A 21615-nucleotide genomic window follows, 5' to 3' on the forward strand; every position below is an offset into this window, starting at 1 on the left:
TGCGAGATTAAAACATTTCCGTGCTATTGCAACTCGATTTGATAAACTGGCACGCAATTATAAATCTATGATTCGTATAGCCTGTATATTTATTTGGTGCAAAGCCAAATGAGGACACACCCTAGTATCATCCTTATTCTGAAATTAAAAATAAAATATGGGTGCGATTTCTCTTAATCCCAAGGCTATTTTAAAAATGTATTAGATCGTCTTTTATATTGATGGGGCATTTTTCTTTAATTCAAATTAATAATTAAGCTTTGAACACTTTTAATCTGATGATGAATTTAGCCTAAGCAAATTGATCAACCTGCTACAAATAGCCTAAGTAAATTTTTATTTTAAAAATTTGGCAATTGATTAATTTTCAATATCAACCCACTATTAACAATTAAATCAAGAAATCACGGAATTCTCAAATGATCCTTAACTATCAATTACACCATCATGAAACTTCAACAGTATCTCCAATGATCTTTATTCATGGTTTATTTGGTAGTTTGAGTAATTTAGGAGTATTGGCTCGACATTTTTCTGAACAGAGAACCGTGATCCAAATTGATGTGCGTAATCATGGTCTTTCTGGTCATAGCTCTGATATTAACTATCAGCTCATGGCAGAAGATGTATTGGAAACTTTATCCAGTTTAAATGTTCATAAGTTTGTCGTTGTTGGACATTCTATGGGTGGGAAAATTGCTATGAAACTGGCAGATTTAGCTCGTGAACAGACTGAAAAACTCATCGTGCTTGATATTACACCGATCCAATATCATGAAAGTCATCATGCTGAAATTTTTAAAGCCTTATTTGCAGTACAGCAAGCAAATGTTGCTTCACGACTGGAAGCAGCAAAAATTATGCGTAAATATCTTCATGAAGAAATGGTGATTCAATTTTTATTAAAATCCTTTAATAAAGGGCAGTGGCTGTTTAATGTTCAGGCTTTATTTGATCATTATCCAGATATTATGGCTTGGGAAAAGGTCGAAAAAATTAATCGGCCAGCCTTATTTCTGCGTGGTGGTGATTCTTTTTATATCTCAAAACCAGAACATTTTGCAGCAATTAATGAACAGTTTTCTCAGGCAAAAATTGAAGTTATTGAAAATACCGGTCATTGGCTACATGGTGAAAAACCAGATGAAGTCATTAAATACATGCAAGCATTCCTTAATTAAGTAATATTTACGGATGTAATGTATGTACCTGTAATTGACCTTCATGGATCAGTTGATGCGCCATCTCAGCAGTTTTCTTTAAACCGGGCATACGATATTCAGTATGTCCGAAATCTTTAATGGATTTCCAGCGGCCGCCCCAGGTCAAACCCACCGATTCAGCGACCTGACCATATAATTCATAACCGCGCATGGCCCAAGGATCACGTTCTGTAATGACTACTTTGCCATGCCGTTTAAAGGCAATATCTGCAGCCAATCCAAATTGATGATAACTCTGAAAGCCTTTAGCCTTGGTAATATTACTATCGGCTGCCAACGAATTTTGCCGTTCCGGACTCCGATAGCCTTCAAGTAAAACCAGCTCATAATCATGCTGTTCTTTCATGATTTTAAATACCATCAGTAAACGTTGCTTAAATCGTGGATTCATCTTATGCCATTTACGGTCTGCTGTACTGATATCTGAATGCGTAGGCATTGCTGATCTATGAATATCTTCAAGATTTGAATTAAAGCTTTGTGCTGAAATAGCCGGATGATCTGGAAAATGCTCTTGTTGAAGGGCTTCTATAATGAGGCGGTCAGCAACTTCAGGCGGAGCTGTCAACATTTGCCCATCCAAAAGAGCATAAATTTGTGGATCAACTTTCCTTAAATATTCAGATTCAAATTTTCTGGCAGTTAAGGGCTGGGTAAAAGCGAGTAGCAAAATACTGCCAAATAATATTAATCCGGTAATCAAAATCCACCACTGCTGAACATACCAATGAGAATGCAGATGTTCAGGCGAGGCCGCCCGATAAAATTTACGTGAAAAATGTATTGCTTGAGTCAATTGCTGTTTACTTTGCGGAATGAATCTGAGAAAAACAGCCTGTATCCTTCGTCTAAATTCATAGGACAGCAGGGCGAACATTACCAAACTCATTAGGGTGAAGCTACTCAATATGATAAAAATCATAAGTGAAATACTTGATCTAGTTCAGATTCCAACCCAATCTTTTCTTAGGCGATATAAATTGCACAACGGCGCAATTCTTCGCAAAGATTGCATTCAATTTTTCTGAAGTAAATACTTTTAAGTTTTTATTTTTATGAGCTTTCATGGTATTGATCTGAAAAATTTAATTAGGGTAAATGAATCGTAATATAAGCTTGCTCAGCAGGAGCGCTAATCAGATTCTGATATTGAGCAAAAATAGTTGTTTGTTCTGTCGATAAAACATATTTAAAAGCGACAAAGCTGAATACTGCAAATAAAAACAGGAAAATTAGAATCCAGAAAAATGGTAATTCTCGATGAATTATATGTCTGATTTGATCGGGAAGTGCGGAAAAAGGAGAGAAGGCCGTTTTATTAGCTTTGAGATAATCAATCTGATCTCCGACTCGAGCCACCAAACTATTCAAATGTTCAATCGATTCAATCCGGTATTTTCCCTGAAAGCCTAATAATAGACAGTAATGATAAACCTCTAATACTGCCAGTCGATCCTTGTCTTTATGACGGATGTTTTCCAGATATTCAAAGAACTGATAGCCAGCCAGTTGTGAACCAAACAGACTTAATTGCAACGGGCTCAACAGCCAGAAATTCTGCAAATCAAAAAAGCGCTCATCCTGTTGTGTGACAATCGTTTCGTCCAGTAAAGCACAATAGGCATATTTGGCATCTTGAATATCTTCAGCTAAAAATTGTACCTTACGTGCCTGGCTTTCAAATTGGCTGAGCATTTGCAAAACTTTCTCACGGAATAATTCTATATCAGCAGGTATGTAGTTATTTTTTACAAGAAAAACGATATAAAAACCATCATGCAATAAATCTAGCAAACTTGCCCCGTATGAGATATTGGTTTCGATAGATTGTCTTGCTATATCGCCGATTCCGTTCTGATCCTCTTCAAACAGTGAAGAAGGATTATTTGTGATTGTATTCATTTGAATATTCATCCATTCATAACCGCAATGAGTTCAATCGCAATATCCTGAAACCCATTCGGGATATAAACACAAATTGCTTCTGAATCCAGCATGCGCTGATACAGTTCATTATTTGGTTCGATCTCAAAATAATGAACACCGGATCGCACCGGAATTGCTGTAGGAACCTGCATAAGATGCTGCAATGGCACAGCAGGCAAAGCTGCAATTACGCGTTGTTCAACATCGATGGTACTGCCGACCTTGAAACGGACCGGAACATGCGCAATCAGATTATGCGCTGGCATTACGCTACTCGATACAGCCAGATATAACCTGGTATTTCGGCTGATTTTGTCTGTTTCTAGACTCCCAATCCAATAGGATGGACGTGTTTCTTTTAAACTGATACTGATATAGCGATTCGAGATAATCGTATCGAGTAAATCTCTGAGAATAATATCCAGCTGATTAAAGCTGTCGTAAAGTTGATGGTGTTGATACTGTGGCAGTTGATCAATCTCATAAGCAGTCGAGAAGGTGAGTAAAGATCCAGTAAGTCGTAGCAGTTCCGCATATAGTCGCTCCGGATGAATTTGCGGATACTGCAAAATATGGTTCAAGCTTGCATGGGCTGTATTTAAGGCATTTACCAGCCAGAAAGAGACAATATCTCCCGAGCGAAATTCAATCAATTTCTGTTCATTTTCACGGTTATTGGATTGAATCGTCTTAATTTTGGCTCGAATGATATTTAAGCTTCGCTTTAAATTGTCTAGCAGATACTCACATGCCTGGATATGTAGAATGGGAGGAATAAACTTATGATTGAGAATAAAATTTCCTGAACTTTGTCTCTTGATTTGAGCAACCGGGATATATAAATAGCCATCCAGATGCTGTTGAGGTATTTGTCCGAGTTCAAATAGCTTAAATTCAGCACGACGGCGTAACAGGGTGATTTCTGCAGTCGTTGCATCGGTAAATAAGTCGTGGGTTGAAATTAACTGCGAGTGATAGCGGCCAGCCTGAGTACTTTCGGCATGACTTACATTTTGTTTATTCGGTTGTAGCATCGGTAAAGCCAAATAAACCTGCATCTCTCCATGCAGGTTTAAAGCATCCAGTTGCACGGGTTCCGGTAATAAATCCTGTGCTGGTGCCTGATAAATTTCACCATCCTGCCAAATCATTTCAATTTTACTTAATGCCAGTATGTGCATATTGAACTGTGCTTCATCAAATTGGATGGACTGAATTCCATGAGCAAAAGGAAATGTCGCACGAATCATATGACTCAAACGTTGCTCATGATAAGCATCTTGTAATTGAAAATGTTGCGGTCTTAAAAATAGACCTTCGCCCCAAAGTACTTTTTCTGCTCTGAACATTTTAATATTTACCATTCATTCTTTGATTCATTATTGGTATGTACACCCAGTAATTCATGGACATGCTCTACAGGATTCTCATTTTTGATGACTTGAGCCAGCCATTCATGTAAGGGCAGCTGACTCCATTTAATTGTTTTTTGTAGCATATAGCTCACTGGGCTATGTGGTTCATTGATCTGAAAATACTGAGCAATCTCTTGTAATAACTGCATTGCCTGTTGACGATTGGCCAAATGGTTTTGGGCGTGGGGCTGAAATTTTTGCAGATTTGAATTTACATGTGAGATATTCATCACAACTGCTTCCGAAGTATGAGGTTGTGGTGAGTTCACCTGATCTAATATTATTTCGGAAGGTTGCGCAAATGTTTCGATTTTATAGATTCGCTTGATACTGGTGAATATTGCTTCGAGCTGAGAGTCTGTGGCTGCAAAACTTGGTGCATCCAGACCCAACAGTTGATCCAAAGTGGTTTTAAGTTTCTGCCACTCTGTCTGAATCTCCAAAAGATATTGATTATTTCGGCTCAGTATAGATTTGTCAGTATTTAGCAATAGTTGCTCAAAATATTCCAAGTCCTGAACAGGATCATTTTCAGAAGAATAATCCTGTTGTTTTAGTTGCATATTGCGCTGATGTAAAAGTGCTTCATATGTACTTAAACTATAAAAAGGTGCGGAGCTGACCAAAGGAATCTGTTTCATTAGTATGGGGAATTGTGCAATCAAACCTTGCAACAAACCTAAACGCTGATCAAAATTATCCTCTTCAATAACAGGATGTATCTCTAACCAGTAGCGCCCCAGACTTTGTTGGCTTAGTTCTAATCCTCGAGCAATACCTTCAAAACCATATAGATGACTCCATGCCTGAATGAGCCAAGTATATAATCGAATATCCTTGGTTTTTTCGCACAATAATTCAATTATTTTGTCATTCACAAATTGCCAATCCGCTTGTTTGGGTTCAGCGATCCAGTCACCTTGATCCAATAGGGGATCATCCCAAGTTTTGGCTTTTTTAATCGCATGAAAATCATTTGAAAATGAACAATCCACACCACATGGCTGTTCAATGGAAATTCCTTGCAATAAATATTCAAATTTCAGTGTCATTTCTATACCCATTCTTATATTTATTTGTTTTTATTATTTAATCTGATCATACAACATCAGCTGTATTGCTTTTAAAACGAAATTTTTTAACTGTTTTAATTTTTGGATCTACACTGTAAAGGATTTCATCTTGCTGGACATCAATATGAATTAATTTAGGCAGCTTTTCTTCACTCATGGCCATGAGTATTTCTGTAGCCAAAGCAGGCAATATGGAAGCATTTAAAATATGATCAATATTACGTGCACCGCTATCAACTTCAGTACAGCGGCTGAGTAGTAGTTCAAGCACGTCTTCATTATAAGTAACTTGCATGGCATATTGCTGCTGGATGCGTTGGATAATCTTTGCTAGTTTATGCTGAATAATCCGGATTAACAGTTCATCGTGCAAAGGATAATAAGGCACGATCTGCATACGTCCTAGAAAGGCCGGTTTAAATTGCTGATATAAGCTTGGTTTTAATTGATCTATCAAAGTATTGGCATCTGGCCAGTTTTCCCTAGGTTGATTTAAACAAGCCTGCATCATGGCACTGGAACCCACATTCGACGTCAGCAGAATCGTAGTGTTTTTAAAATCGATTAGTCGGCCTTCGCCATCTTCCAGCATTCCTTTGTCAAAGACCTGATAAAATAACTCCTGCACATCAGTATGCGCTTTTTCGATTTCATCCAGTAAAACTACGCTATATGGATTACGGCGCACAGCTTCCGTCAATACGCCTCCTTGACCGTAGCCGACATAACCTGGAGGCGCACCCTTTAAGGAAGATACAGTATGAGCTTCCTGATATTCCGACATATTCACCGTAATCAGATGTGACTCACCACCATATAATTCCTGCGCCAAGGCGAGGGCAGTTTCAGTTTTTCCTACACCACTTGGGCCAACTAACAAAAACACAGCTTGCGGTTTGTTCGGATCATCCAGTTGAGCTTTAGACGTTTTAATGCCTTGTACCAGCTGTTGTAATGCATCATCCTGGCCCATGACACGTTGTGATAATTTATCTTGGAGCGTTAATACTTGCTGGATCTCATTATTCATCATTTTTCCTACCGGAATTCCAGTCCAGTCTGAAATGATTTGGTTAATGATAAGCGTGTTCACACCTTCAAAGACCAATGGATCCTGAGCCTGAATCTGGGCTAAATGCCGGCGTAATGTTTTTATTTGATTCTGCTTCTCACTCTGTTCGGGTTGAGCCTGTAAGGATTTGATTTGCTGAATTAGCTCCAGTTCTTGCTGCCATTGGCATCTCAGCTGTGAAATTTCCTGTTCTAAGTTGGAAATTTTTTCTGATAATTTAATTAAACGCTCTTGATACATCAGGGGATCTTGATGCTCTTTGTGTAAAAGGCCATATTCCAGTTGAAAATTATGTAACTGTGCCTGTAAATGATCTAACTTGACCGGTTGCGAATTTTGGCTCAAAGCCACCCGTGCTGCTGCCGTATCCAAAACACTAATGGCTTTATCTGGTAATTGCCGCCCACTGATATAACGATGCGAATTACGTACCGCAGCAATAATGGCTTCATCATCAATGTGCAGCTGAAAATGTTGAGTCATGACCGGAATCATGGCCCGTAACATATTGATGGCCACTTCTTCAGTCGGTTCTTCTACTTTCACGACCTGAAAACGCCGACTAAGTGCAGCATCTTTTTCAAAATATTGTTTGTACTCAGCCCAAGTCGTTGCTGCAATGGTGCGTAGTTCACCACGTGCCAAAGCCGGTTTTAACAGATTGGCTGCATCATTCTGACCAGCCTGACCACCTGCACCAATCAAGGTATGGGCTTCATCAATAAATAAGATAATAGGATAACGACAAGACTGAACTTCCTGAATGATTTGTTTGAGTCGATTTTCAAATTCACCTTTGACACTGGCACCCGCTTGTAATAATCCAAGATCCAACATATGCAGCTCTACATTTTTAAGTGGATCAGGCACTTGATGGGTGGTAATTTTCAGTGCCAGTCCTTCTACAACGGCAGTCTTTCCTACTCCTGGCTCCCCAGTAAGAATAGGATTGTTTTGACGACGGCGCATCAGGATATCTAGCATCAAGCGGATTTCGAATTCACGACCAATCACTGGATCAATCTGGCCTAGGCGCGCTTTTTCAGTTAAATTTATTGTGTATTGATCGAGTGCTGGAGTTTTATTAAATTCTGGCTGTTGAGCGGGTGAATTTTCTTGTATGTTGCTGCAATGAATATGATCTGGGCTTTCAATACTTTGCTTACAGTGTTCTAAAAATTGGTGCTTCATGCTATCAATTGGAAATAGCTCAAATAATGCAGAGGCACGAATCGCAACTTGATATAGATGCGGTGCAGTAAGCAAAGCAACCAGTAAATGTCCACTCCGGATCATCGGATTTTTTTCTGCTGAAGCCAAAAGCCAGGCTTGTTCTAATACACGAATAATTGATTTAGCAAAGATAGGAGTGCGAGAATTCCCTTTATTCAGTTGTTGAATACTCAGACGAAGCTCATTAATCAGATTATCTTCATCAATTTTATATTTTTTCAGCAAGAACTTTATATCATTTAATTCATTTTGTTGTAGCAATTCTAAGAAAAAATGCTCAATTTCGATTTCATAATTTTGATTTTTAATGCAGGAGTTCGCCGATTTTTCAAGGTAGAGGCGCGCATGTTCGGATAATTTTGTAATCAAAATTTTTAAATTACTCATATTTTTCTCTTTTCAATATATAGCCTGATATTTTGGGAATTTATAGCTATATGATTCTTATTATTAAGTTTAATTTTTATTTATTTAAGTTTATCTATAAGCTATCAAAATATTTTGACGCACTATTTTTGGCATATTCTACTCAAATCTAATAAAAAGTCTGCATTCATTGATCGGAATTTAGCAATTTTAGCAAATTACATAAATTTTTTAACTAAAACTCATTTTCGTATTGACTTTTTGTGATCATTTTTTGTTAAATCCACATCACGATTTTTAAATTATAAGAATAGAAAAATCATTTTTTAATATTCAAAAATAAAAAACAACAAAAAATGAGGCTCACTTTGAAAAACAATTTAAGTTTTATCGTATTGCTCATCTCAGGAATGGCACAGCTATGTTTTGCTCAAACCCACGCTGCAGAATTAAATCGATCATGTATCAAGGCCTATCCACAGGCAAAGGATGTTACTGATTTAGCACTGATCGGTTTATATCAGCAGCTGTGCGACAAATCGGTGAAGAAAAATATTCAGCTACAGCATCAACTCAATACCCAAATCGCCAAGCGCTATGTCGAACTAGGATATAACCTGAAGGCATTGAATTTAATCGAGCAATTACATCAGCAGAATTACCATCATCAGGATTTAACTGATCTTGGTTTTTTGGCCGGTATTGGAATCTCTGCCGGAAGTTTAGAGCAGATGCGTAGTACAGAAGTTCGTGCTTTAAACGAATTTACCTATCCGCAAGCCAAATCACTGACTGAACATATTTATCTGGCACAACCCGCACCGAAATTTTCTGAATCTTCATCCCATACAGCGTTGAATTCGAAATCAAAACAGATAAAAACCAAGGCAAATACTACGCTAAAACAAAATGTTAATCTAAAGAAAAATAAAACATCGAGTAATAATACGAAAGTGAATACAGCAGCCATGAACAATAAGAAACCAGAAAATATAAGCACTCAAACCCATGGCCTCACTACCAATCCATTTGGATCATTAAAAAATAATTAACAAGGAAAATCATGATGGCTAAGCGTGAAAGTGTACAAAAAAAATTACAACGCATTCGGCCGCCGCGTGTGCAATTGACCTACGATGTCGAAGTCGGGGATGGCCGTGAAGTCAAAGAATTGCCATTTGTGGTCGGAGTATTGGGAGACTTTTCAGCAGCCTCTGAACTGAAAAGCAGCAAGCTTAAAGATAAAAAATTTATCAATGTAGACCTCGAAAATATTGATGAGGTAATGCAGTCCTTAGCACCCCATGCCAGTTTTCAGGTGGACAATAGTTTAACCGAAGAGGGCGGCAAAATTTCGGTAGATCTGATGTTCCATGCTATGGATGATTTCCTGCCGGAACAGGTAGTACAACAGGTTGAACCTTTGCGAAAACTGGTTGAAGCAAGAGAACGTTTAACTGATTTGCGCAATAAGATTTCCAATAATGAACGCCTGGAAGATTTGCTGGATGAAGTTTTAAAAAATACCAACCAAATTCAGAAAATGAGTGTGGAGGCAGACAGTGAATCATTCTAATGCTGCAATTGTCCCAGATGTATCTATTCAGGAATACTCGGTTCTGGATTCTATCGTTGAACGTAGTCGAATTGCCCGTACCGAAGAGGAACATGAACGTGCTAAAAGCCTGATTGGTGAATTGGCCAAGGAGGTTATGGCCGGTACGATTATAGTCTCTGAAAATATGACACTGGCTTTAGATAAACGTATTGCAGAAATTGATGCCTTAATTTCGACTCAGCTCAGTAAGGTTATGCATCACGAACAGTTTCAAAAAATCGAATCTACTTGGCGTGGACTATACTATTTTTGTCAGGAAACGCCATCACATTCTTTAATCAAGATTCGCATGCTGAATACCACTAAAAAAGAACTGGTTAAAGATTTTCAGAGTGCAACTGACTTTGATCAAAGTACATTATTTAAAAAAATATATGAAGAAGAATATGGTTCTTTTGGTGGAGCGCCTTATGCCACTTTAATTGGCGATTTTGAATTTGATCGCACACCGTCAGACCTGTATCTGCTAGAGCAGATTTCACATGTGGCAGCCGCCGCACATGCACCATTTATCTCTGCGGCAAGTCCTTCAATGTTTGGACTGGAAGCTTTTACCGACATCGATCGTCCACGCGATGTGTCCAAAATCTTTGAAACAGCTGAATATGTACAATGGCGTTCATTCAGAGAAAGTGACGATGCCCGTTATATGGCATTGACCATTCCGCGAGTATTAGGCCGTTTACCTTATCATCCGAAAGAAGGTACTGCGACAGCAGGCTTTAACTACGTGGAAGATGTTTCCGGTAAAAATCACAATGAATACCTCTGGATGAATGCTGCTTATGCCCTGGGTACACGGTTAACCAATGCCTTTGACATGCATGGCTGGTGTGCGGCAATTCGTGGTGTTGAAGGTGGCGGTCTGGTCGAAGGTCTACCAGTACATACATTTAAAACCAATGATGGGGAAGTCATTTTTAAATGTCCGACGGAAATTGCCATTACAGATCGTCGTGAAAAAGAACTCAGTGATCTTGGATTTATTCCGTTGGTACATTGTAAAAATACGGATTATGCTGCCTTTTTCGGCGCTCAATCTACACAAAAACCAAAGAAATATGCAAATGACCTGGCCAATGCCAATTCTGCATTATCAAGTCAAATTCAATATATTATGGCAGTTTCACGTATCGCCCATTATTTAAAAGCCATGATGCGTGACAAGGTGGGAAGCTTTGCATCAGCAGGAAATGTCGAAGCATTTCTAAATGATTGGCTGTCTCAATATGTACTCTTGGATGACGGCGCTTCACAGGAAGCCAAAGCACAGTATCCACTACGTGAGGCTTCTATCAAAGTTGTAGAAAATCCGGCAAAACCTGGACACTACAAGTCTGTGGTCTTTTTGAGACCACACTTTCAGCTAGACGAGTTGTCTGTCTCTTTGCGACTGGTCACTGAGCTGCCGCAGTCAAGCAATTAAAGCTGTTGGCAAAATTATAATAACGTTTATAACAATAGGAAAATTATTAAAAATGAAAGATATTTACGTCCAATTTCGAGGCAAATATAAAGTCGATGGTGAATCTCGTGATTCAGAACATAAAAGCTGGTTAGAAGTGAACTCTTGGTCTCACAATATTCGCCAGCCAAAATCGGCAACCTCTTCCAGTGTAGGTGGTCATACTGCAGAACGGGTTGAACATTCTGACATGATTTTTATGAAAGATCTGGATGCAACCAGCCCAAAACTTTGGGAAGCATGTTCAGCAGGTTATACCTTTGATGAAGTACAAATCGATTTTTATCGAGCGAATGGCGATAAACGCATTAAATATCTACAAATTAAATTAAAACATGTGTTGGTTTCACAAGTGACTCCAGTAGTGAATCAAGAAGGTGTTCCAACAGAAGCTTTTGGTCTGAAATATGCAGCAGTTGAATGGACTTATAATCAACAGGATATTAATGGCACGCAAAAAGGTGCAGTGACCAAGAAATGGTCATTGGCAAATAACACTGCATCTTATGCAGCATAATTTGCTCCTTTAGAGGCTGATCCTGATCAGCCTCTCTCAGAATATTTAAAATAATAAATAAAATTAGAAAATAACAATATGAATTTGGATCAGCTCCATCCTTACGGATTTAGAACAACATTATTTGACCGTCTCTTGCCTCAGAACCTAATGAGTGTACAAGGGCTTTCTTTGCAGGCCTTAAGAGAATCAGTCGCTACTGATCTGGAAGATCTATTAAATAGCCGCATGGCTAATCTGGAGGGCAGGGTTGATCGCTATGATCAGGTCAAAGGTTCCATTCTTCAATTTGGCATTATAGATTTTGTCGGTCTTTCAACGGCGAATCCACTGGATCGGGACAAAATCTGCCGTTCTATTGAGCAGTCTATTCATGTTCATGAACTACGTTTAAAACAAGTTAATGTAGAGATGCTGGTCGATGAGCAGAATATGGGGAGCTTGTGTTTGAGTATCCAAGCTTATTTAAATATTTATCCACTCTATGAGCCGGTGATTTTTGATGCTTTTCTCAACCCCACAACACAACAATACGTGATTTTGCCTAGAACATCAGCAGGTGTGCTGTGATTGAAGAATTATTACCGTATTATGAAAAACAATTACAGGAATTTGGACAACAATCACGAGAATTTGCCAAAAAATATCCGAAAATTGCTCAACGTCTTGCTCTCAATCAGGAGCAAATTGATGACCCGCATATTGAACGATTGATTCAGGCATTTTCACTCATTTCCGCCCGCATTGATAAAAAGTTACATGACAGCTACGAGGTATTCACTCGCTCTATTTTTGAGGTGATGTTTCCGCAGTATCTGAAACCTTTTCCAGCATGTTCAGTGGTCAGTTTTGAGGATTGCAATAAAATCCGACAGCTTAAAAGTAGCCAGCAGATTCCTAAAAAAACTGTACTAAAATCAAAAAGTACCCGTGGAGTACAATGCGAATATCGTACGGTAAAACAGGTTGAACTATTACCCATCGGATTAAAATCGCTCAGTTTTAAAACACATGCTTCGGCACATATTCATTTAAATCAGAACGCAACTCTAATCTTTGGTTTCGAGATTTTTAACCAGCAGCAACGACTGCTAGACCAACAAAAACTGCCGATTTATCTTGATGCAATTTCCAATCTCCCCTTGCAAGTACTGGATTGTATTTTTAAACCCGAGACCCGTTTTTCTATAAACACACAGACCCAAAAGATTGATATTGAAAATCCATTTGAGTTGCAGGGTTTTACTGAGACAGAAAGTGTATTACCAATCGATCAGCATACTCACCATGCTTATCGTTTATTAATTGAGTATTTTTGCTTTCCAGAGAAATTTAATTTTCTTGATTTGAATCTGAATTTTCTAAAAAACCTGAATATAGAAACTACAGAATTTGAATTAAAGATTCACTTTAAAATGAATCTGAATGATCAGGCAATGATCCGAAACTATTCAGAATTAAATAGCGCCAATTTTAAATTATTTGCAACTCCCATAGTGAATTTATTCCCTAAACAGGCTGAACCACAGAAAATTGATCATCAACGCCTTGAGTATTCACTCATAAGTGATATCCATCATCCTGAATATTTTCAGGTCTATGCAATCACTGAGATGAATATATTACGAGAAAAAAATGAAAAAAATCAGATGATTTGTTCAGTCTTACCTTTTTTTGCTATGAGTCATTATCATCAGGTAGATGGGCAGTTTTATTATCATCTATTCCCCGAGAATAATAATAGTACAGGACTAAAATATTCCATTATTTCAAAATCTTTAGAACCGCATCAAATTTCATCTGACTTTGTCAGTATCCAGTTACTATGCTGTAATCGGGATCTGCCTTATGAAAGTTACCATAAAGATCAAAACACCTTATCTTTAAATGACAGTAGCTTGATGCGGAAGGCGACCTTAGTCAAAAGACCTAATTTACCCTATTGTTTTGATCAAAAACTGCAGGAACAGTGGCGGATTATTTCACACTTATCATTAAATAATCTATCTTTAATGCAAGGGGATGCGGTCAGCTATATTAAAGAATTACTTGAACTTTATAACTTGCCACAATCTAAAGAAAATCGCCTCATTATTAACTCAATTCAGACTGTGCAATTTTCCCTGACGCAGAAACTGCGTGAGCATAAACCGTTTCCACTATTTGTACGTGGTGTCAAAGTTGAAATTCAAATTGATACCGAAATATTTCGGGGGGCTAGTCTCTATATATTTGTGCAGGTTTTAAATCATCTCTTTAATTTAAAGGTTCAGATGAATAGTTATGTAGACATGCACGTTATTGATTCAAAATCAAAACAGGAGTTATACCAATGCGTACAGCAGATTGGTGGCAAAAGGCTTCTGTAGTTGACCGGCTTTATCAGCAACCGACCAGCTTTGAATTTATTCAAGCCACGCGATTATTAAGGCATGCGCCTGAACAGAAAAACGAGCAGGAATGGAGTAAAGCCTTTCAATTTATCAGTTCACTGAATCTTAATTTTCCAGTCTCTGAAATTGAATCACTACAAACTCAAGATAAGAAAGTGCAGATGACCAATTTAATTGTTGGGCTAACTGGTATTCTGGGAGAATTGCCTTATATCTATACGGATAAAATTAAACAGGGCACACGGGCACAACGAGAAGAAAGCTTGCATTTTCTGGGATTATTCAATCATAAGCTTACTGCACAATATGTCGATGCCTGTCTGAATTATCACTTAGCCTTACGCTATGAAATTGAGCAGGAAAATCATTATCTGAACCTGCTACATGCTTTGAGTGGCTATATGAGTCAGCAGCATGAACAGCAGAATATAGATGATTATTTTGCTGAATTTTCAGGTTTGATGCAGGGTCAAAATAATACACATTATGCCTTAAACAGCGTCCTGTCCTGTATCTTTAAGTTTAACTTTCAGATCAATGAGTTCATTCCAGAAACCTTTCAGCTTAATGAACAGCAAAGAAGCTGTTTGGGAGAATCACGACCGGTTCGGCTGGGAATCAATAGTTTTTGTGGCGAAAGACTTGAGCAAATTGATGAAAAAATTGAAATTGAAATCGGCCCATTAAAACGTGAAGACTATCTGAATTTTTTATCTGAAGGGATCCATAGTGTCAAATTAAAAAAGATTCTTCAAATCTGGTGTAGCCCAACCTTATTGGTAGATCTCCGGCTGATTCTAGAAAAAGATGAATTATGTTCAGTCCAGCTCGGACAAGCGAATCCTATGGGTTTGGCAAAAGGGGCGGTATTGCTGGCCAATCAGGCGACACATAATACGCAAACTTGTTATAGCCTGATAGGAAGCCTGTCATGATCAAGCCTGTCATTCAGACTTTTGTAGGCTTATTTGTGCTTACGAGTGGTCTTGTCATTTATTACTGGAGAGACATTCAGTACGATCCATCCAATATAGAGTTGACATTGTATTTCGGTATTTTACCTTTACTACTTTGCCTGCTGTTATTTACACCTTATTTGATCTATAAAGCGCTAAAAAAGTATCAGCAAAGAAAACAAAAGCAGCAGGATCAAGCAAATTCATTGGCTCAAATACGGCAGCAAGATTCTGAAAATACAAAAGAAACCTTAAAGCCGATTGAAGATTACCCCCTTAATATTTTTTCAGCTGCGGCTTGGCACAGTTTTGGTGAAAATGCAGAAATTTTAGAGAAAATGATGCAGTTTAGTAGTCCAGAATTAGACCCCAAATTGCTGAATTATTTTGGTCTGCCGCTATTGGCATATCGTATTCATGCCATAGATTCATTGCTCGAAAAAGACCAGACTGAGCAAGGAATAATGACAAGCTTAAGTGGACGGCGGATTCAACACCTCATTCAAGATCAACTGGAGCAGCATCAGGAAAGCCTGAGCTTAATATCAAGACAGTTAAAACATTCTGCATTATTTTATGATCAGGAGCTGGCTTATCAATATCGAATGCATCCGGGATGGAGACAGAAAAATTACCAAGAAGATGAGAGTCACATTACACCTCTTACTACCGCACCAGTCGTTCGCTTAAATCGATTGAATCTTCATATTTTGTTAGCCGATCATTTGATTGATGATTGGAATGAAATATATCAGAAACAACTCTTAAGCCAGATTGAGCAGCAATATTCAATAATTCCTGCTCAGATTCATCTCCAGTTGCATTTCTTGCCAGCTGATCGTGCTTATTCCAACTGGTTGAATTTAATACAAGAGAGCGCAGGGCAATCCCATGAGGCCAGTCTTATCATCGTGGCAGATTCTGAAATTGATCAGGACTATCTCAATGATCAACTTTGGCAAAATGAACACTATATTGCGTCAGAATATGCTGCCAGCTGGTGTCTAGCTGCGCCTGAGTTAGAAATTGAAGGAATGATCCCGTTGCAGACCCTGCAAGTAGCTAAGCATGTCACGCATTTGCAGGAATATCTGGCTCAGCATCAAGTTGATCTCTCTACTCAGCTAGAATGGCCTCAACCTTTTTTAGTCGTATTGGATGAAGTCACGCATTCCAAAAAAATGAAGAAAATACAAAAAAGTTTCGAAAATATTGACTTCGAACCAGATCATGTTGTTTATCCTAAAATTTATTTGGGGCATACACAGCATTTAGCCACCGTTTTTGCCGCGATGTTGTCAGCACATCTAGTAGACAATGTCATTACAATAACCTATGGCCTACAACAAGAATCTACCTATTTATATTTTACCAATACAAAAAATGATCAACTCAATCAAAGCACATTAGTCGCTTAATTATTTATAAAAATTAAAATAAGAGATAACCGTGAATACACTATTTTATACCGTCTTGGGCTATGTCTGGCAGTACATTGGTAATCCTAAAGCGATGATGGCCTTATCTTTTTTAGTGGTCATTATTTCCATGAAGAATACGGTCGCTGATCGAGTCTTCTGGATTTTACTGTTGGTCTATGCTGCTATTTTAATAGGTTGGGGGATTTATGCATTTATCCAGCGTTATCGGTCTGCTAAACAGGACGAAAAAATTGCAACGGCCTTAGCTCAAAATACCGAGGCTGAAAGCAAGAATAATAAAGCAGAACTTCAGTTAATCAGTCAACAGGTCAAAGAGTCCATCCAGCTGATTCGTAAATCTAAACTGGGCGATTGCAAGGCTAATGCTGCACTCTATGAACTGCCTTGGTATATGGTGATTGGTCATCCTGAAGCAGGGAAAAGTTCTGCCATTTATCATTCAGGTCTACGCTTTCCATTTGAAGCAACCCATCAGAAAATGCGATCTGCCGGGCTCAATGGAACTCGAAACTGTAACTGGTTTTTTTCAACACAGGGTGTGTTGCTGGATACCGCTGGGCGGTATTCGGTCTATCCTGAAGACCATCCGGAATGGCTGGGATTTTTGAATATTCTCAAGAAAAATCGTGCTAAAGCACCAGTGAATGGATTGATTGTGATGGTCAGTGTGGCCGAACTGGTCAACCAAAGTCCGGAGAAGTCTATGCAACTGGCCAAAAGTCTGCGGGCGCGTATACAGGATCTGACCGAACGTCTAGAGGTATTTGCTCCGGTTTATCTGGTATTTTCCAAGATGGATCTGATTGCCGGATTCACGGGGTTTTTTGATTGTTATCATGAGCAGGAATTTGATCAGGTTTGGGGTGCCACCTTGGCCTATGAACCAGCTTCCAGTGAAAATGCTGTTCAGTTGTTTGAAAAGCATTTCAGTATTTTATATGACGGACTCAAAAATGTAAGTACGACCCACTTAACCCGTCGTCATTCGCAGCAGATATCACCCAGCGTGATGACCTTTCCTTTGGAATTTAAGAGTCTTAAACCAGTATTCAAGACCTTTATTGCAACCTTGTTTCAGGAAAATCCTTACCAATTTAAACCGGTTTTTCGTGGCTTTTATTTTACCAGTGCCTTACAGGAAGGCCAGATTGAAAGTCCAATGACAAAACAGATTGCTAAGGATTTTCATCTGATTCGCAGTGATGATGAAATTGCGCTATCCACTCCATCAACATCCCAGCATCAAGGTTATTTCCTGAAAAGCCTATTTTCTGAGGTCATCCTTAAAGATAAGCATCTGGTAAAGCAGCATATTAATCCGGCACGAAAACGTCAGCGCTTTATGGCTTTTACCGGGGCTTTACTCACAGTATCAATTGTACTGAGTATGTGGATATGGTCTTATCGGAATAACCAGCAGTTAATGGCTGAGGTTCAGGCTGACCTGAATAAGGTGGTGCTGATGCAGCAACAGTCAGGAACTGAACTGGCCACACAAACGGATGCATTATTAATCCTGCAAGCGCATTTACAACAGTTGGATCAATTTGATCAAAGGCTTCCATTCAAGTATCGTTTTGGTCTGTATCAAGGGCATCAGATCCGGGAAAAACTGCAAGCTGAATATTTGAAAGGAATTGAGCAATTAATCTTGCAGCCTACCCAGCAGAGTATTGCGGAATATCTACAACGGGTAAAACAGCATTCGGCGACTTTAAAAGAAAATCATATCAATGTACAAGTTCAGCCGGTTGCACAAGTTCAACAACTGGCCTTAGCGCCATCAGACCAAAATCCACAAGATGCCTATAATGCGCTTAAGACTTATTTGATGTTGAGCAACCGCCAATATATAGATTCAAGTCATTTGAGTGACCAGCTGACACGGTTCTGGCGAAACTGGCTTGATCAGCATCAGGGGCAACAGCCACGTACCGAAATGTTGCAAAAGGCCGAACAATTACTCAGCTATGCCATGACTTTGACAGGTTCAAGTTCATTTCCTCTGCTTAATCCTGATACTGTTCTGGTGGAACAGACCCGTCAGGTTTTGTCAGCACTGACGACAGGCGTATCCGCACGTGACCGTGTGTATAACGAAATTAAAATGCGGGCTTCGGTACGTTTTCCAGCCTTAACCATCAAGCAGATGGTAGGGGAAAGTGCTCAAACAATAATGTTGGGAAGTTATGCCTTACCCGGTTTTTATAGCTATCAAGCCTGGAATGATTATGTACAACATGCCATAGATACGGCAGCTCAAAGCTCAACCGAAAGCAAAGACTGGGTATTGAATACCATCCAATCAGATGACCTGAGTTTCAGTGGGAGTCCGGAACAAATTCGACGCCAGCTGACTGAAATGTATAAAAAAGAATATATCAGTGAATGGCGTAAATTTTTAAATGCAATTCATTATGCCAAGACAACCGATTTTAATCAGCATACCCGTCAGATTGATATTCTGGGTGAGCCAGAAAACTCACCCATCCGCAAGGTCATTCAACGTGTAGCACAAGAAACCAGCTGGGATAATCCTGTGGTGCAAGCTGAATTGGCAGTTCCACAAAAAGGTTTTATTGCCTGGTTTAAACGTAAAGTATTGCAACGTGATGATGTGAAACTGGCACAGAATTCTGCATCACATTTATCTCATGGCGTGATTTCTAAAGATTTTCAGTTGTTTTATCAGATTGTACGCTCGCGAGACGATCTGCAGAACCGGTCGCTGCTAGATGAGTATATGCAGTCCATGGCCAAGGTTCGAAGCCGTTTCAATGATTTAAAAAGTTCTGGCGATATTGGTCCTGCCAGCATGATCTTAGTCAAACAAACCATTGATGAGCAGAACTCTATCTTTAATATCACACAGAAATTTGTCGATGAAAAAATGTCGGTGGGAAGCAATGAGCTGGATCAACAGCTGATTAAAAAATTATTGAGTGTGCCGCTGACACGTTCCTTTGAAAGCCTGATGATTCCGGCCCAGGCTGAAATGAATAAATTATGGCAGATACAGGCCTATCAACCATTTAGTGGAAATTTGGCACAAAAATATCCGTTTAGCAGTCAGGCCAGTTTGCAGGCAAGCTCTCAGGAAATTAATCAGATTTTTGGTGAAAATGGCAGTATTGCACGTTTTGTCAAAGAGCATCTGGATCCTCTGGTGATCCGTCGCGGCTATAGTCTGACTTCAAAAACCTGGCAAGATTTAGGCATTAGTCTAAATCCTGCCTTTATTGCAAGTTTTCAGAATTATGTCGCACCGGTACATGGTCTGGCGACTGGAGAGTTAAACCATACCAATTCAAAAACCGTGAACCTCAATCAATCTAATTTTCAGTTTTATCCCTTAGAACAGTCTCACTTACTAGCGTATACCATTGATATTGATGGACAAAGAATGCTATTTGAAAATGGTGTTCAACAATGGGTGAATTTTATCTGGCCAAATCCTGGCACCATTCCGGGCGCGCGAATCACAGTAATCGATCTGGAAGGGAAGACCCATACCATATTTGATGAACCAGGTGAATATGGCATCAACCGCATGATTGATAATGCACAACGTACTCAAAAAGGCAATATTTTTGAAATGGTGTGGCGCAGCAAAGATTATCCTGAACTATTTGTGAAGACCCATTTCCGGCTGGTGAGTGGTAATAATTCAAGTTCTATCGGAGGTCAGCCAAATTATAGCAATTTGCAACTGGTAGATCAGATCGTCTCGAATAAATCGGTACGTGTGGTCGCTGCACAGCGTACTGCGGTGTCTGGACAAATAAATCAAACATCTATGCTTCCGGTAGGAAAAACAGGAGCGACGACGCCATGATCTTTTTAATCCAAAATAAATAAATAAATAAATGTCAGATGAGCTTAACTCACGATATTAAACTATAAAAAACACATGGGGTAGAAACCTGAAATGAAAATAAAAAAAACCTGCTTAAAATTGAATTATATAAATAAAATCATAATTTTATTATCTATATGTTTAGGCGGCGGCGTACAGGCCCAATCCATTATTGTTGAAGGTGTTGTACCGAATGACAGCACACAACAGGAAATTTTGAATAAACTCTATGCAACTTATGGCCAGAAAAATGTGATAAATCGCATTCAGATCCGTCAAGTGACAGTACCAATTGGATGGTCGAATGCGGTAAATAAGGTGATTAATGATGATCTTAAAAAGGTAAAACAAGGTAAATTAACGGTCAAAGGGTCTAATATTCAGTTGATTGGTAAGGTTTTGAATCTTCATGAAATGGATATCACTACTAAAAAGTTTCAAGGTTTAATACCAGCAAATTATCATTTAAATGCACAGCTCACTGTAAATCAGGCAGAACAGCAGATTATTGATGCGGTATTAAAGAATCGCATTGTTGAGTTTGAATCTGGTAGTGCGGTACTGGCAGCGTCCGGTGCAAAGATTCTGGATGAAATGGTCATAGCTTTAAATAAGGTGAGCGGAAAGAAGGTACGGATTATTGGACATACTGATAGTTCCGGTGATGCCAACAAAAATATAGTACTGAGTCAACAGCGCGCAGAAGCCGTAAAGAATTATTTAATCAGTAAAAATATAGCAGCTGAAAATTTAAGTGTTGATGGTTTAGGGTCAACTCAACCTATAGCTAATAATTTAACAGCTGAAGGTCGTAAGAAAAATCGCAGGATTGAATTTGAAGTGCTTTAAAGCCTAGGTTGCTTGAGCATCATATCTATTTGTGGCTTACAGACTGTGTTATTCACCAATTAAAATGTCTATGCGATAAACCATTTAAAATGTCCTGTTTTTAACCACAAGAGTCAAGCACAGGATTTAAATTTCTTTGTTCAATAACAGCTTTCTGAGCTTTACGGCTCGGCATACTTTTCTTGGCACGGGAACGTTTATTCTGTTTCTC

General features: G+C 38.8%; 16 protein-coding genes and 1 pseudogene. 12 read left to right on the forward strand and 5 right to left on the reverse strand.

Translation table 11 applies throughout. The annotated features are described in order from the left end of the window. Together FTU90_RS14300 and FTU90_RS14305 are read left to right on the forward strand one after the other, a co-directional pair. Positions 1–112: pseudogene (locus FTU90_RS14300) on the forward strand (IS5/IS1182 family transposase); the annotation flags it as partial. A gap of 307 nt (positions 113–419) precedes the next feature. After that, the gene (locus tag FTU90_RS14305) at positions 420–1181 is read left to right on the forward strand and encodes an alpha/beta fold hydrolase (protein WP_005171027.1); all 762 of its coding nucleotides are present in this window, start codon (positions 420–422) and stop codon (positions 1179–1181) included. A 7-nt stretch (positions 1182–1188) separates the two neighbouring features. Here the strand turns inward: FTU90_RS14305 and FTU90_RS14310 are convergent, their stop codons facing one another. The 5 genes from FTU90_RS14310 to tssH all read right to left on the reverse strand — a co-directional run bounded on the left by FTU90_RS14310 (position 1189) and on the right by tssH (position 8329). Continuing rightward, a complete protein-coding gene (locus tag FTU90_RS14310) occupies positions 1189–2145 on the reverse strand; it encodes a M15 family metallopeptidase (RefSeq protein ID WP_051064991.1) in 957 nt (318 codons plus the stop codon). 167 nt (positions 2146–2312) lie between these two features. Next, positions 2313–3125: a type IVB secretion system protein IcmH/DotU gene (gene icmH / locus FTU90_RS14315; protein WP_035337934.1), complete on the reverse strand. Its 813-nt coding sequence runs from the start codon at positions 3123–3125 to the stop codon at positions 2313–2315. Positions 3126–3133: 8 nt separating this feature from the next. Continuing rightward, on the reverse strand, positions 3134–4498 hold the full coding sequence (gene tssK, locus FTU90_RS14320; RefSeq protein ID WP_180039987.1) for a type VI secretion system baseplate subunit TssK: 1365 nt from the start codon (positions 4496–4498) through the stop codon (positions 3134–3136). A gap of 8 nt (positions 4499–4506) precedes the next feature. Further along, the gene (gene tssA / locus FTU90_RS14325) at positions 4507–5616 is read right to left on the reverse strand and encodes a type VI secretion system protein TssA (protein ID WP_180072973.1); all 1110 of its coding nucleotides are present in this window, start codon (positions 5614–5616) and stop codon (positions 4507–4509) included. A gap of 46 nt (positions 5617–5662) precedes the next feature. Beyond that, positions 5663–8329, reverse strand: a complete 2667-nt coding sequence (tssH, locus tag FTU90_RS14330) for a type VI secretion system ATPase TssH (RefSeq protein ID WP_180072975.1) — start codon at positions 8327–8329, stop codon at positions 5663–5665. A 347-nt stretch (positions 8330–8676) separates the two neighbouring features. Between tssH and FTU90_RS14335 the strand changes: the two genes are divergently transcribed. The 10 genes from FTU90_RS14335 (at position 8677) to FTU90_RS14380 (ending at position 21404) form a co-directional block, all read left to right on the forward strand. Then, complete coding sequence (locus FTU90_RS14335) at positions 8677–9360, forward strand: hypothetical protein (protein ID WP_180049460.1); 684 nt, start codon at positions 8677–8679, stop codon at positions 9358–9360. Between the two features lie 14 nt (positions 9361–9374). After that, positions 9375–9884 (forward strand): type VI secretion system contractile sheath small subunit, encoded by a 510-nt coding sequence (tssB, locus tag FTU90_RS14340; protein WP_180049458.1) that lies wholly within the window; start codon positions 9375–9377, stop codon positions 9882–9884. Further along, on the forward strand, positions 9871–11352 hold the full coding sequence (tssC, locus tag FTU90_RS14345) for a type VI secretion system contractile sheath large subunit (protein ID WP_005096859.1): 1482 nt from the start codon (positions 9871–9873) through the stop codon (positions 11350–11352). Before tssB ends, tssC begins: the two co-directional genes overlap by 14 nt. A 52-nt stretch (positions 11353–11404) precedes the next feature. Further along, positions 11405–11908: a type VI secretion system tube protein Hcp gene (locus FTU90_RS14350; RefSeq protein ID WP_005096861.1), complete on the forward strand. Its 504-nt coding sequence runs from the start codon at positions 11405–11407 to the stop codon at positions 11906–11908. A gap of 78 nt (positions 11909–11986) precedes the next feature. After that, on the forward strand, positions 11987–12478 hold the full coding sequence (gene tssE, locus FTU90_RS14355; RefSeq protein WP_005096862.1) for a type VI secretion system baseplate subunit TssE: 492 nt from the start codon (positions 11987–11989) through the stop codon (positions 12476–12478). Then, on the forward strand, positions 12475–14277 hold the full coding sequence (gene tssF, locus FTU90_RS14360) for a type VI secretion system baseplate subunit TssF (RefSeq protein WP_180072977.1): 1803 nt from the start codon (positions 12475–12477) through the stop codon (positions 14275–14277). Before tssE ends, tssF begins: the two co-directional genes overlap by 4 nt. Continuing rightward, a complete protein-coding gene (gene tssG / locus FTU90_RS14365) occupies positions 14241–15236 on the forward strand; it encodes a type VI secretion system baseplate subunit TssG (protein ID WP_100354989.1) in 996 nt (331 codons plus the stop codon). Before tssF ends, tssG begins: the two co-directional genes overlap by 37 nt. Continuing rightward, positions 15233–16675 (forward strand): hypothetical protein, encoded by a 1443-nt coding sequence (locus FTU90_RS14370; RefSeq protein ID WP_005096865.1) that lies wholly within the window; start codon positions 15233–15235, stop codon positions 16673–16675. Before tssG ends, FTU90_RS14370 begins: the two co-directional genes overlap by 4 nt. A gap of 31 nt (positions 16676–16706) precedes the next feature. Then, complete coding sequence (tssM, locus tag FTU90_RS14375) at positions 16707–20534, forward strand: type VI secretion system membrane subunit TssM (protein WP_180072979.1); 3828 nt, start codon at positions 16707–16709, stop codon at positions 20532–20534. Positions 20535–20627: 93 nt separating this feature from the next. Beyond that, positions 20628–21404, forward strand: coding sequence for an OmpA family protein (locus tag FTU90_RS14380; protein WP_180072981.1), 777 nt, complete (start codon positions 20628–20630; stop codon positions 21402–21404). The last annotated feature ends 211 nt before the right edge of the window (positions 21405–21615 follow it).

It is taken from the genome of Acinetobacter sp. YH12200 (assembly GCF_013418175.1).
GTDB classification, from domain to species: domain Bacteria; phylum Pseudomonadota; class Gammaproteobacteria; order Pseudomonadales; family Moraxellaceae; genus Acinetobacter; species Acinetobacter pseudolwoffii.